14 protein-coding genes and 2 tRNA genes are annotated in these 12891 nt (G+C 67.1%); 2 read left to right on the top strand and 14 right to left on the bottom strand.

Features of this window, described 5'->3' with window-relative positions; genetic code table 11:
* The 7 genes from deoC to ACZZZF_RS00970 form a co-directional block, all read right to left on the bottom strand.
* Nucleotides 1-1002: a deoxyribose-phosphate aldolase gene (deoC, locus tag ACZZZF_RS01000; protein WP_072591429.1), complete on the bottom strand. Its 1002-nt coding sequence runs from the start codon at nucleotides 1000-1002 to the stop codon at nucleotides 1-3.
* On the bottom strand, nucleotides 999-1934 hold the full coding sequence (locus tag ACZZZF_RS00995; protein WP_056278928.1) for a sugar-binding transcriptional regulator: 936 nt from the start codon (nucleotides 1932-1934) through the stop codon (nucleotides 999-1001). Before ACZZZF_RS00995 ends, deoC begins: the two co-directional genes overlap by 4 nt.
* 157 nt (nucleotides 1935-2091) lie before the next feature.
* Nucleotides 2092-2733, bottom strand: a complete 642-nt coding sequence (locus tag ACZZZF_RS00990) for an ATP-dependent Clp protease proteolytic subunit (protein ID WP_042540774.1) — start codon at nucleotides 2731-2733, stop codon at nucleotides 2092-2094.
* A 20-nt stretch (nucleotides 2734-2753) separates the two neighbouring features.
* Nucleotides 2754-3350: an ATP-dependent Clp protease proteolytic subunit gene (locus tag ACZZZF_RS00985; RefSeq protein WP_053096644.1), complete on the bottom strand. Its 597-nt coding sequence runs from the start codon at nucleotides 3348-3350 to the stop codon at nucleotides 2754-2756.
* A gap of 81 nt (nucleotides 3351-3431) precedes the next feature.
* Nucleotides 3432-3941 carry a tetratricopeptide repeat protein gene (locus ACZZZF_RS00980; protein ID WP_463496702.1) on the bottom strand — a complete coding sequence of 170 codons (510 nt, stop codon included), beginning with the start codon at nucleotides 3939-3941 and terminating at the stop codon, nucleotides 3432-3434.
* A 67-nt stretch (nucleotides 3942-4008) separates the two neighbouring features.
* Nucleotides 4009-5529, bottom strand: a complete 1521-nt coding sequence (gene tig, locus ACZZZF_RS00975) for a trigger factor (protein ID WP_463496701.1) — start codon at nucleotides 5527-5529, stop codon at nucleotides 4009-4011.
* Between the two features lie 62 nt (nucleotides 5530-5591).
* Nucleotides 5592-5665 (bottom strand) — tRNA-Pro (locus ACZZZF_RS00970).
* Between the two features lie 109 nt (nucleotides 5666-5774).
* Between ACZZZF_RS00970 and ACZZZF_RS00965 the strand changes: the two genes are divergently transcribed.
* Nucleotides 5775-5848 (top strand) — tRNA-Gly (locus tag ACZZZF_RS00965).
* A 112-nt stretch (nucleotides 5849-5960) separates the two neighbouring features.
* Entirely contained in the window at nucleotides 5961-7163 is a 1203-nt protein-coding gene (locus ACZZZF_RS00960) for a hypothetical protein (protein WP_463496699.1), read from the top strand.
* Between the two features lie 73 nt (nucleotides 7164-7236).
* Here ACZZZF_RS00960 and ACZZZF_RS00955 read toward each other — a convergent pair whose 3' ends face one another.
* From ACZZZF_RS00955 to whiA, 7 genes are all read right to left on the bottom strand, one after another.
* Nucleotides 7237-7590 carry an RNA polymerase-binding protein RbpA gene (locus ACZZZF_RS00955; protein ID WP_042540778.1) on the bottom strand — a complete coding sequence of 118 codons (354 nt, stop codon included), beginning with the start codon at nucleotides 7588-7590 and terminating at the stop codon, nucleotides 7237-7239.
* Complete coding sequence (gene secG / locus ACZZZF_RS00950; RefSeq protein WP_053096652.1) at nucleotides 7590-7838, bottom strand: preprotein translocase subunit SecG; 249 nt, start codon at nucleotides 7836-7838, stop codon at nucleotides 7590-7592. The genes ACZZZF_RS00955 and secG overlap by 1 nt, the downstream gene beginning before the upstream one ends.
* A gap of 81 nt (nucleotides 7839-7919) precedes the next feature.
* On the bottom strand, nucleotides 7920-8711 hold the full coding sequence (gene tpiA, locus ACZZZF_RS00945; protein ID WP_053096653.1) for a triose-phosphate isomerase: 792 nt from the start codon (nucleotides 8709-8711) through the stop codon (nucleotides 7920-7922).
* On the bottom strand, nucleotides 8702-9916 hold the full coding sequence (locus ACZZZF_RS00940; RefSeq protein WP_187249801.1) for a phosphoglycerate kinase: 1215 nt from the start codon (nucleotides 9914-9916) through the stop codon (nucleotides 8702-8704). The genes tpiA and ACZZZF_RS00940 overlap by 10 nt, the downstream gene beginning before the upstream one ends.
* A 10-nt stretch (nucleotides 9917-9926) precedes the next feature.
* Nucleotides 9927-10937, bottom strand: a complete 1011-nt coding sequence (gene gap / locus ACZZZF_RS00935) for a type I glyceraldehyde-3-phosphate dehydrogenase (protein ID WP_053096657.1) — start codon at nucleotides 10935-10937, stop codon at nucleotides 9927-9929.
* A gap of 115 nt (nucleotides 10938-11052) precedes the next feature.
* Nucleotides 11053-11679 (bottom strand): superoxide dismutase, encoded by a 627-nt coding sequence (locus tag ACZZZF_RS00930; protein WP_042540783.1) that lies wholly within the window; start codon nucleotides 11677-11679, stop codon nucleotides 11053-11055.
* A 187-nt stretch (nucleotides 11680-11866) separates the two neighbouring features.
* Nucleotides 11867-12844, bottom strand: coding sequence for a DNA-binding protein WhiA (gene whiA, locus ACZZZF_RS00925; RefSeq protein WP_042540784.1), 978 nt, complete (start codon nucleotides 12842-12844; stop codon nucleotides 11867-11869).
* Nucleotides 12845-12891 lie beyond the last annotated feature (47 nt).

Here is a 12891-nt window from a genome sequence, read left to right as displayed (position 1 = left end):
CTAGTCGATCGTGACGTAGTCGGGGCCGGAGTAGTGGCCGGTGGTGAGCTTCTGGCGCTGCAGCAGCACGTCGTTCAGCAGGCTCGAGGCGCCGAAGCGGAACAGGTGCGGCTGGAGCCATTCCTCCCCCACGGTCTCGGCGACCGTCACGAGGTACTTCACCGCATCCTTCGACGCGCGGATCCCGCCGGCGGGCTTGACGCCGATGCGCTCTCCCGTACCCCGGTGCCAGTCGCGCACCGTTTCGAGCATGAGCAGCGTCGTCGGCAGCGTCGCCGCCGGCTGCACCTTCCCGGTGGAGGTCTTGATGAAGTCGCCCCCGGCGAGGATGCCGAGCCACGATGCGCGCTTGATGTTGTCGTAGGTGTTGAGCTCGCCGGTCTCGAGGATCACCTTGAGCGAGGCGTATGAACCGTCGGCACGACGGCATGCCTCTTTCACCTGGGCGATCTGGTCGTACACGAGTCCGTATCGGCCCGAGAGGAACGCTCCTCGGTCGATGACCATGTCGATCTCGTCGGCGCCGGCCGCGACCGCTTCGGCGGTGTCGGCCAGCTTGATGGCCAGCGAAGAACGTCCGCTGGGGAACGCGGTGGCGACCGCGGCGACCGAGATGAGTCCGTCGTCCGGATCGCCGTGCAGAGCTCCGAGCGCCTCGACGGCATCGCCGACCATGTCGCCGTACACGCAGACGGCGGCGACCCGGGGGGTCGTCGGGTCGGCGGCATCCGGATTCTTCGCCTTGGCGACCAACGAGCGCACCTTGCCCGGCGTGTCGGAGCCTTCGAGGGTGGTGAGGTCGATCAGCTTGATGATCGTGTCGAGTGCCCAGGCCTTCGACGTGGTCTTGATCGAACGCGTGCCGAGTGCGGCCGCGCGCTGCTCCAGGCCGACGGCGTCGACCCCCGGGAGTCCGTGCAGGAACCGGCGGAGCGTGGCGTCATCCGGCTCACCGCCGAGAACGTCCACCGCCGATCTGCGGCTGAGTTCTTGGGTCGTCATCGTTCCTCCAACAATGCTCGTGCTGTGGTCTCATCTGTCACCAGAACGCTGCACAGGCCGCTGGTCACGACTGTGCGCGCGATGTCATGCTTGGCGTCACCGGCGGTGACGAAGATCGAGCGCTTCGCGGCGCGCAGGCGCCCGAGGTCGACTCCGACCGTCCGGGCGTCGAGCTGCGGGTCGACGATGTTGCCGTCGGCGTCGATGTACCGCCCGAGGACGTCGCCCACGGCACCACGGCGCGCGAGCTCTTCGACATCGGATGCCGAGAGGTAGCCGTTCTCGACATGCGCGGAGGTCGCATCGCAGGGCCCCGCGGTGAACAGGAACGCCTGCGCTTCGGCCGCTTCGACGAGGACGGCCGCGACGGTGCGGTCGGCTTCGATCGCCTGCTTGGTCTCGACGCGTTCGAGGATCGCCGGGCTCGGCAGGAGGGACACGTGTCCGGATGCACGCTGGGCGATGGTGACGGCGAGGCCCGCGGCTCCGCCGGAACGGCGGTTGAGGCTCACTCCCCCGTTGAGCTGCACGACGGTGACGCCGGTCGCCCATCCTTCGGGCAGCGACTCTGCGACGGCGCGCAACGTACGCCCCCAGCTGACGCCGAGCGTGCGGGGCACCGGCCGCATCGCGGTGAGGTAGTCGGCCGCGGCCTGGGCGACCCGCTCAAGGGTCCCGTCATCGCCGTCCGGGGAGGGAACGACGACGGCAGCCGTGAGGCCGTGCCGTTCGACGAGCTGGCGCTCGAGTCCGAGTCGGCGCGCACGCGGGTGCACGATCTCGATGCGGACGATGCCACGCTCTCTGGCCTGTGTGAGAAGGCGCCCCACCTTCCAGCGGGACAGCTTGAGAAGGGCGCCGATCTCGTCCTGCGTCTTGTCCTCGTCGTAGTACAGCTCGGCGACGCGGACCATGATCAGTTCTTCTTCCATGGCATCCTCCTTCCGTCTCCAGCATACGTCCGCGGCACCGTTCGCGCACCCTGATGCTCATATGAGCAATCACGCTTCCAGTGGTCGCACATTCGCCGGACACGACGAAAGGACGCCGACCCCGAAGGGCCGACGTCCTCTCACCATGGAGATGCGATCACATGCGCTTGCGCGAGGTGAGCACCTGGTCGACGATGCCGTAGTCCAGCGCCTCAGCGGCGGACAGGATCTTGTCACGGTCGATGTCGCGGTTGACCTGCTCGACGGACTTGCCCGTGTGACGAGCCATGGTCTCCTCGAGCCAGGTGCGCATGCGCAGGATCTCGGCCGCCTGGATCTCGATGTCGGATGCCTGGCCGTGCCCCGCCTCGCCCATCGCCGGCTGGTGCATGAGCACACGGGCGTTGGGCAGAGCCAGGCGCTTGCCGGGGTGACCGCCTGCGAGCAGCACCGATGCGGCCGAAGCCGCCTGGCCGAGCACCACGGTCTGGATCTGCGGCGCGACGTACTGCATCGTGTCGTAGATCGCCGTCATCGCGGTGAAGGAACCACCGGGCGAGTTGATGTACATGGTGATGTCACGCTCGGAGTCCTGGCTCTCGAGAACGAGCAGCTGCGCCATCACGTCGTCGGCCGACGCATCGTCGACCTGGACGCCGAGGAAGATCACTCGATCTTCGAACAGCTTGTTGTAGGGGTCCTGGCGCTTGAAGCCGTATGCCGTGCGCTCCTCGAACTGAGGAAGCACGTAGCGGCTGGAGGGCAGGTCGCCGGCAGAGCGGAAGGTGGGTGCGTACATGAGAGTCCTTTCGCTTTCCGTTACTTGATGTCCTGGTCGGTTCCGCCGCCACCGATGACGTCGGTGGCCGAGTCGCGGATGTGGTCGACGAAGCCGTACTCGAGCGCCTCGTCGGCGGTGAACCAGCGGTCGCGGTCACCGTCTTCGTTGATCTGCTCGACCGACTTGCCGGTCTGCGCCGCGGTGATCTCGGCGAGGCGGTTCTTCATCGAGGTGATCAGCTGCGCCTGCGTCTGGATGTCGCTCGACGTTCCGCCGAAGCCACCGTGCGGCTGGTGCAGCAGCACGCGGGCGTTGGGCGTGATGTAGCGCTTGCCCTTCGTGCCCGCGGTCAGCAGAAGCTGACCCATCGATGCGGCCATGCCGATTCCGACGGTGACGATGTCGTTCGGGACGAACTGCATCGTGTCGTAGATCGCCATGCCCGCGGTGATCGATCCACCGGGCGAGTTGATGTAGAGGTAGATGTCCTTCTCGGAGTCCTCTGCGGCGAGAAGGAGGATCTTCGCGCAGATCTCGTTCGCATTGTCGTCGCGCACCTCCGATCCCAGCCAGATGATGCGGTCTTTCAACAGTCGGTCGAAGACGCTCGTAGCGAGGAGGGGTTCTGCAGCCATGTCAGCTCCTGATTCCGTGTTTCAGTGATTCGAATCTACCGGCGACAACGCAGCGCTCAGGCCGTGTTCGCCGTCGGCATATCAGGCGTCGAGTTCCGCGATCTCGTGTGCGTACGCGGTCATCGAGCGGTGGTACCGCGGCAGGTGCGGCACGAGTGCGAGGAGAGCGACCGACAGGCCCTGCGCCGGGCGTCCGGAACTCGCCAGGATCAGCGCGTGGACCGTCGCCACCGCATCCCGGTAGGGGCCGTCCGCCGAGAGCTCCTCCTCCGCACGGATGACGGCGAGGGCATCGTCGTACTCGCCCAGATTGCGCAGTGAACTCGCCAGCTGGATCACGCACTGCGGGCGGTGCTCGTCGTCGAGACCCAGTGCGAGCGCACGCCGGTAGAGTTCGACTGCCTCGGCGGGGCGGCCGGCCGAATCACGTGCCCCGGCGCGCTCGAACTCCGCGCGGGCGTCATCGACGCCGCGCTCGGCGGCCAGCGCGTCGATCCGGGCGATCGTCTGGTCTCCGACCTCTTCGCCGGACGCGTCGTCCCACACCTCGTCGATGCGTTCGTCCCAGGTCTTCATGGTCTCCTCGTTCATCTGCTCTCCCCGCTGACGCGAAAGGGGCGGATGCCGCAGCATCCGCCCCTCATGAGATCGTGTCCGATCACTCCGCCTTGTCGGCAGCCTTCTTGGCCGGAGCCTTCTTGGCTGCGGGCTTCTTCGCGGCGGGCTTCTCAGCGACCTCCGCGTCGTCGGCCTTCTTCGCGGGCGCCTTCTTCGCAGCGGGCTTCTTCGCGGCCGGCTTCTCAGCGGCGTCGGCGTCGTCGGCCTTTTTCGCGGCAGCCTTCTTCGCGGGAGCCTTCTTGGCCGGCTTCTCGTCGGCAGCCGTCTCGGACTCGGCCTCGTCGTCGGTCACGACGAAGTCGGACAGATCGACGGGCTTGCCGTTCGTGTCGACGACCTTGACCTTGCCCAGGGCGATCGCGAGGGCCTTGTTGCGGGCGACCTCTCCGACGAGCGCCGGAAGCTGGTTCGACGACTGCAGAGCCTCGACGAACTCCTGGGGAGCCATGCCGTACTGCGAGGCGGACTGGATGAGGTACTGCGAGAGCTCCTCCTGCGAGACCTGCACGTCAGCCTGCTCGGCGATCGTGTCGAGCAGAACCTGCGTGCGGAACTGCTTCTCGCTGGCCTCGGTGACCTCGGCGCGGTGCACGTCGTCCTCGAGGCGGTTCTCACCCTCGAGGTGGTTGTGCACCTCGTCCTCGATGAGCTTCGGCGGCACGGGGATCTCGATCTGCTCGAGCAGCGTCTCGACGAGCTTGTCGCGAGCCGCGGAACCCTGAGTGAAGACGCCCTGCTGCGAGACGCGCTCGGCGAGGCTCGCGCGGAGCTCGGCGATCGTGTCGAACTCGCTCGCGATCTGCGCGAAGTCGTCATCGGCCTCGGGGAGCTCGCGCTCCTTGACCGCCTTGACGGTGACGGAGACCTCAGCCTCGGAGCCGGCGTGGTCGCCGCCCACGAGCGCAGAGCGGAACGTGGTGTCCTCACCGGCGGTGAGGGATTCGATCGCGTCGTCGATGCCCTCGAGCAGCTCACCCGAGCCGACCTCGTAGGAGACGCCCTCGGCGCGGTCGATCTCCGCACCGTCGATCGTGGCGACCAGGTCGAGCTCGACGAAGTCGCCCTTCGCGGCGGGACGGTCGACGGGAACGAGCGTTCCGAAGCGCGCGCGCAGGTTCTCGAGCTCTGCGTCGAGCGCGGCGTCGTCGGCCTCGACGGCGTCGACCGTCAGGGTGATGCCGTCGAATGCCGGGACCTCGATCTCGGGACGCACGTCCACCTCGATGTCGACCAGGAGGTCGCCCGAGAAGTCCTTCTCGTTCGGCCACTGGGTGATGTCGGCGGCCGGACGTCCGACGACGCGGAGCTTGTGCTCGACGGTCGCGTCGCGGAAGAACTTGTCGAGGCCCTCGTTGACCGCGTGCTCGATGACCGCGCCACGACCGATGCGCTGATCGATGATCGGAGCGGGGACCTTGCCCTTGCGGAAGCCGGGGATCTGGACGTCCTGAGCGATGTGCTCGTAGGCGTGCGCGATGCTGGGCTTGAGGTCGTCAGGGGTGACCGTGATGCTGAGCTTGACCCGGGTCGGGGTCAGCTTCTCGACGGTGCTGTTCGCCATTCTGGTGTGCTCTCCTTGTGATTTCCGCGCTGAATCGCGGCTGTCAGGCCGTTGAAGCCATGTCGGGGCGACAGGAGTTGAACCTGCGACCTCCCGCTCCCAAAGCGGGCGCTCTACCAAACTGAGCTACGCCCCGGGGAATCCGCATGCAGATTCAGCCCCACCGAGTCTAACGGACACGAGCACCTCCGTCAGTCCGCTATGATCGATGAGTCGGCACAGTCCTCCCGGATGCAGCTGACAACGGGGCTGTAGCTTAGTGGTAAAGCCTCTGTCTTCCAAACAGATGATGCGAGTTCGATTCTCGTCAGCCCCTCCACTCGAGAAAGGCCCCCGCGATGCGGGGGCCTTTCTCGTCCCCGGGGGTTCTCGCACCGGACGGCTCACTGATTAGAGTCATCATGAGCCGGTTCCCCACGGAGGTCCCCCGCATGACTGCATCCGTCGACGTGGCCACCTCCCCCGCCGGAGGCCACGCACTCCCCCCGCACTTCGCCAGCGCCGACGGCGCAGCACCGAATCGCCGAGGACGGCGCATCGGGTTCATGCTGGGCGCTGCGGGAGTCCTGGTCGCGGCGGCCGTCGGCGTGCTCCAGGTCACCGCCAACCTCGGATACGACGGAGCACGCGCCGAGTTCGACGCAGCAGCGGCCTCGGCTCGCGACAGCGCGACGACGGCCCAGCAGGAGCTCGACACGCTCACGTCCGTCATCGATGTCGCTGATCTGCTGAAGACGGCCGATACCGGCGTTCTCACCGTGCCCTCCGCGAGGGACGCGCTCACGACGGCGTCGACGGATGCCGAAGAAGCCGCCGGCCCGGCGGAGGAACTGCTCACCGAACCGCTGCCTTCGGCGGATTCCAAGCCGTCGGCGTTCTGGGAGCTCTTCGCAGCATCCGATCAGCTCGCCGTCGACGCCGGCGACCTGGACGAGCTGGCTGCCGACCTCGACGCGGCGACACCTGCGATGACCGCCGCCAGTGCCGAAGTGACCGAGGCCGGCGTGGCCCTCCTGCGCTCGGCGGCCGACGCAGCCCCGGCTTTCGAGTCGGCACACCTCTCGGCCAAGAACGACGCCGTCATCGCCCTGCGCGATGCGGCGTCTCGAGTACCCGACACCATGCTCCTCGATGTGACGGCGGTCGAATCACTGGTGTCCATGCAGGACGCCGCAGGACAGGTCGTGGCGACCGAACAGGCCGAACTCGCCGAGAAGGCGGGACCGCTGCAGGGCGATCGCCTCGAGATCGAGGCGTTCGCCCGGTCGCTCGCACCCGGGGTGCTGCTCGAGTTCGACTGGAACCAGATCGTCAACAACGCCGGTTCCAACGGCAGCATGGGAGGCCTCACGACCTGGTGGTGGGACGATCCCGACCGCGCCGCCATCGAGCTGTCGAACTCGGTCGCCGAGCAGTGGCCGGCGGACCGGAGCAAGGCTCTCATCGCCCACGAGGTCGGCCACGCGATCAGCGTGAAGTGCGAGGACATGTACGACTCGTCGACGCAGGACAGCATCGAGAAGTGGGCCACGGCGTGGGCGATCAGCATGGGCTTCACCGACGATGCCAACGGCGTCTGGGCGTACGGCTACCCACCTCAGTCCTACATCGACGCCGCGTACGGGTGCCGGTGAGCACGTGCGCCTGGTACGAGAGAAGCCGCCGCGATCGGATCGCGGCGGCTTCTGTCAGGAGATCAGATCGAGGTCACTGACCCCGACGCTCACGCAGCTGGGTGAGCGCATCTTCGAGAAGCTGGACGGCTTCTGCGTCGGTGCGACGCTCCTTCACATACGCGAGATGCGTCTTGTAGGGCTCCGGCTTCGCGAGGGCAGGCGGGTTGGCCTTGTCGCGACCCGCCGGAAGACCGGACTGCGGGTGGTCGATCGTCTCGGGGATCTCCTCTTCAGGGAGCCCCGCGGCGAAGTAGCGGACCGTCTCGTTGCCGAGACCGTCCCAGTACGAGACCGCGATGCGGTCGGCGTGGTAGCCGTGGTCCTGCTCGCCCATGGGGCCGGAACCCACTCGGGTCCCTCGGATCGCGTTGCCGCCGGTAGCCATCAGATCACCTCGAACTTCGTGATGAGACCGAGCGCCACGATCGACACGAACCACGCCAGAGCGAGGATGACCGTGAAGCGATTGAGATTGCGCTCAGCGAGACCCGACGAGCCGACAGCTGACGTCATGCCTCCACCGAACATGTCGGAGAGGCCGCCACCGCGACCCTTGTGGAGGAGGATGAGGAGAGTCAGCAGGACGCTGGTTATGCCCAGCACCACCTGCAGGACGAACTCGAGAATTTCCACGAGGAAGAGCCTTTCGCTGGGGCAGGATTGCCCCGGTAACGGTCAAGTATACGGTGCGGCGGGGCCGGAGCCCCGCCACACTCACACGCCGACGTGCTTCTCGAAGCGGATGATCGCCGCGAACTCGTCGACCACGAGGCTCGCGCCTCCGACGAGTGCGCCATCGACATCAGGCTCGCGCATGAAGCTGGCGATGTTGGCCGCCTTGACCGATCCGCCGTACAGGATCCGGGTGCGCGCCGCAGCGTCGTCACCGAGAACCTTGGCGATCACCGTGCGCAGCGCAGCGCAGACATCCTGCGCCTGCTGCGGCGTCGCTGCCTGCCCGGAGCCGATGGCCCAGACCGGCTCGTACGCCACGACGATGTCCGCATCCTTCGACAGACCCTGGAGAGCGGCCTCGAGCTGCCCCGCGGGCACTGCGCTGGCCCCGAACTTCTCGAGGTCCTCAGCCGTCTCCCCGACGCAGATGACGGGCGACAGACCGTGCTTCAGCGCGGCCTTCGTCTTGGCCGCGACGACGTCATCGGACTCCGCGTGGTATTCACGGCGCTCCGAGTGACCGATGATCACGTACTTCGCATCGAGCTTCGCCAGGAAGGCTCCCGAGATCTCGCCGGTGTAGGCGCCGGAGTCGTGAGCCGAGAGGTCCTGCGCGCCGAGGGCGAACGGGATCTTGTCGGCGTCGATGAGCGTCTGCACGCTGCGGATGTCGGTGAAGGGCGGGAAGACCGCAACCTCGACCGAGCCGTCCTCGTGCTTGGCATCCTTGAGCGTCCAGTGCAGCTTCTGCACGAAGGCGACCGCCTGCAGGTGGTCGAGATTCATCTTCCAGTTTCCCGCGATCAGCGGGGTACGGGTGTTCACACCCATCCGAGCACCTCCAGGCCGGGTAGTTTCTTGCCCTCGAGGAACTCGAGGCTTGCGCCGCCGCCGGTCGAGATGTGACCGAACTGGTCGTCGGTGAAGCCGAGCTGACGCACGGCCGCGGCCGAGTCTCCGCCGCCTACGACGCTGAGGCCGTCGACCTCGGTGAGCGCCTGCGCAACGGCCTTGGTGCCGCCGGCGAAGGCCGGGAACTCGAACACGCCCATCGGGCCGTTCCAGAACACCGTCTTCGACCCACGGATGACCTCCGCGAACCGCGCAGCCGTCTCCGGGCCGATGTCCAGGCCGATGCCGGAGGAGCCGAACGCGGTGCTCTCGATGGCGTCGGCGGCGGTGACCTCGTGCTCCGCATCAGCGGAGAACGAGGATGCGACGACGACATCGGTCGGGAGCACCAGCTCCACACCGCGCTTCTCGGCCTCGGCGATGTAGCCGCGGACCGTCTCGAGCTGGTCCTCTTCGAGGAGGCTGGACGCCACCGCGTGGCCCTGCGCCTTCAGGAAGGTGAACAGCATGCCGCCGCCCACGAGGATGCGATCCACGCGCGGCAGCAGGTGCGAGATGACTCCGAGCTTGTCGCTGACCTTCGACCCGCCGAGGACGACCGCGTACGGGCGCTCGGGGTTCTCGGTGAGACGGTCGAGCACGTCCAGCTCGGCTGCGATGAGCAGACCGGCGGCCGACGGCAGCAGCTCGGCGAGGTCGTAGACGCTCGCCTGCTTGCGGTGCACGACACCGAAGCCGTCGGAGACGAGGACGTCTCCGAGCTCTGCCAGCTGAGCCGCGAAGGCGCCGCGCTCGGCGTCGTCCTTCGAGGTCTCCCCCGGGTTGAACCGCAGGTTCTCGATGACGACGATGCCGCCGTCCTCGAGCGAGGCCACGGCCTCCTGCGCCGACTCGCCGACGGTGTCGCGAGCGAACGCCACCGGCTTGCCGAGCAGCTCGGACAGCCGCTGGGCGACCGGCGCGAGACTGTACTGCGGGTCGGGCGCACCGTCGGGGCGGCCGAGGTGCGAGCACACGATGACGCGGGCGCCCGCGTTGATCAGTGCGTTGAGGGTAGGCAACGAGGCGCGGACACGGCCATCGTCCGTGATGATCCCATCCCGCAGGGGGACGTTGAGATCACAACGGACGATGACGCGCTTGCCCTCGAGCGAACCCAGTGAATCCAGGGTGCGCAGAGTCATGGGAGATGTCTCAGAGACGCTCTGCCACGTACTCGGTCAGGTCGACGAGACGGTTGGAGTAACCCCACTCGTTGTCGTACCAGCTGGAGACCTTGACCAGGTTGCCGCTGACGTTGGTCAGCGTGGCGTCGAAGATCGACGAGTGCGGGTTGTGCACGATGTCGCTCGACACGATCTGGTCTTCGTTGTACTGCAGGAAACCGGCGAGGCGTCCGTCGGCAGCAGCCTTCTTGTACGCCTCGTTGACCTCTTCGACCGTGAGGTTCTCGCGGTCGGTGATCAGCGTGAGGTCGACGATCGAGCCGGTGGGAACCGGAACGCGGTACGACGAGCCGCTCAGCTTGCCCTGGAGCTCGGGCAGAACCTCGCCGATCGCCTTCGCGGCACCGGTCGACGCCGGGGTGATGTTGATCGCTGCGGCGCGTGCGCGACGCAGGTCGCTGTGCGGACCGTCCTGCAGGTTCTGGTCTGCCGTGTAGGCGTGAGCCGTCATCATGAAGCCACGGTCGATGCCGAAGGCGTCGTTGAAGACCTGGGCCAGCGGGGCGAGGCAGTTGGTCGTGCAGGAGGCGTTGGAGATGATGTGATCCGTCTCCGGGTTGTACGTGTCCTCGTTCACGCCCATGACGAACGTGCCGTCGACGCCGGTGCCGGGAGCCGAGATGAGGACCTTCTTGGCCCCTGCCTCGATGTGCTTCTTGGCCAGCTCGGCCTTGGTGAAGAAGCCGGTCGACTCGATGACGATGTCGACGCCCAGCTCGCCCCACGGGAGGCCGGCGGGGTCGCGCTCGGCGAACGCCTTGATGGCCTTGCCGTTGACCGTGATGCTCTCGTCGTCGTAGCTGATGTCAGCATCGAGGACGCCGCCCACGGAGTCGTACTTCAGAAGGTGGGCAAGGGTCTTGTTGTCGGTGAGGTCGTTGACAGCGACGATCTCGATGTCCGCTCCCTGCGCGAGAGCCGCGCGGAAGTAGTTGCGTCCGATACGGCCGAAGCCGTTGATACCGATCTTGACAGACACTCAGGTCTCCCTGTTTCTCGTGCGCTGTGCGCAGCAATCGTGCGTGCGCGGTGCGCGGGGGTTTTTGGCTGAGATGGCGTCCCGACGAGACTTGGCCCGTCGGGACGCGACCCGATTACGACAGTACCAGCAGGCCGTTCGTCTTCTCGCGGGCGACCTCGAAGCGCTGGGCGACGTTCTCCCAGTTGGCGATGTTCCACGCGGCCTTCACGTAGTCGGCCTTGACGTTGAGGTAGTCGAGGTAGAAGGCGTGCTCCCACATGTCGAGCTGGAACAGCGGCACTGTGCCCTGTGCCGTGTTCGACTGCTGGTCGAACAGCTGCTGGATGATCAGGCGCTGGCCGATCGAGTCCCAGCTGAGGACGGACCATCCGGAGCCCTGGATTCCGAGGGCGTTCGCGGTGAAGTGCGCCTGGAACTTCTCGAAGGAACCGAAGAACTCGTCGATGGCTGCCTTGAGCTCGCCCTCGGGTTGTCCGCCGCCGGTCGGCGAGAGGTTGGTCCAGAAGATGGAGTGGTTGACGTGACCGCCGAGGTTGAAGGCGAGGTCCTTCTCGAGCTTGTTCACGTTCGCCAGGTTGCCGCTGTCGCGCGCCTCGGCGAGCTGCTCGAGGGCGGTGTTGGCGCCGGCGACGTAGGTCGCGTGGTGCTTGTCATGGTGCAGCTCCATGATCTTGCCGCTGATGTGCGGCTCGAGGGCTGCGAAGTCGTAGGGAAGGTCGGGGAGCGTGTAGGTCGCCATGTCGCTTTCATCCAATCCGCGCCGCGCCGCGGCGCTTGCCGATCCTCTGCGCCGCCGATGTGCGACGTAGAGCGGACGTAACTCATCCTAGTGACGACAACGCGTCGCCGACCCTGATCCTTCCCCCATATGACGAAGCGAGGCGACCCCTTGACAGGGATCGCCTCGCTGATGTCGTTCGCTGTGGTCAGACGTCGAGACCCGCGGGCACGGCTGCTTCCGTTCCCGGGATGCCCTCCTGCTGGGCACGCTTGTCCGCCATCGCCAGAAGACGGCGGATGCGGCCGGCGACGGCGTCCTTGGTCATGGGCGGATCAGCGTGGTGACCCAGCTCGTCGAGGCTCGCGTCGCGGTGCGCGAGACGCAGCTCGCCCGCGACCTTGAGGTGGTCGGGCACCTCGTCGGCGAGGATCTCCAGGGCCCGCTCGACGCGCGCGCAGGCGGCGACGGCGGCCTGCGCGGAGCGACGGAGGTTGGCATCGTCGAAGTTGACGAGACGGTTGACGCCCGCGCGCACCTCGCGACGCTGGCGCATCTCCTCCCAGGCGACCGCGGTCTTCTGAGCACCCATCTCGCTGAGGATGGTGCGGATCGCCTCGCCCTCACGCACGACGACGCGCGGCATGCCTCTCACCTCGCGCGCCTTGGCGGCGACACCCAGGCGATGCGCCGCGCCCACGAGTGCCATGGCAGCCTCGGATGACGGGCAGGCGACCTCGAGCATGGCCGATCGGCCGGGTTCGCTCAGCGTTCCCGCGGCGAGGAACGCACCCCGCCAGAGACCGGCCACTTCAGCGCGAGAGCCAGTGGTGAGACGGTTGGGGAGTCCGCGGACCGGACGCCGACGCTGGTCGAGCAGACCGGTCTGGCGTGCGAGGGTCTCCCCCGAGGCGATGACCCGGACAGCCCATCGCGCGCCGTCATTCGCCGTGCTCGACTGCACCTGTGCGATCTCCGGTCGGACTCCGTAGATCTCGGCAAGGTCGCGCGCGACACGCTGCGCGAGGATCTCGGCATCCACCTCCGCCTCGACGGCGACCCGCCCGGCGATGGAGTGCAGTCCGCCGGCGAACCGGAGGATCGAGGTGACCTCCGCGACACGCACCGTCGGGGGTGCATTACGGATGCTGACCAGCTCAGCCTTGACGTCGGTCGTTAGTGCCACGACACTCCTCTACGCTCACGCGCCGGATCGCGGCGCAAACCTCCAGC

The sequence above is a fragment of the Microbacterium sp. AC215 genome (assembly GCF_979258645.1).
The sequence above is the reverse complement of the archived record's forward strand: the minus strand, read 5'-3'. Positions and strand labels throughout refer to the sequence as shown.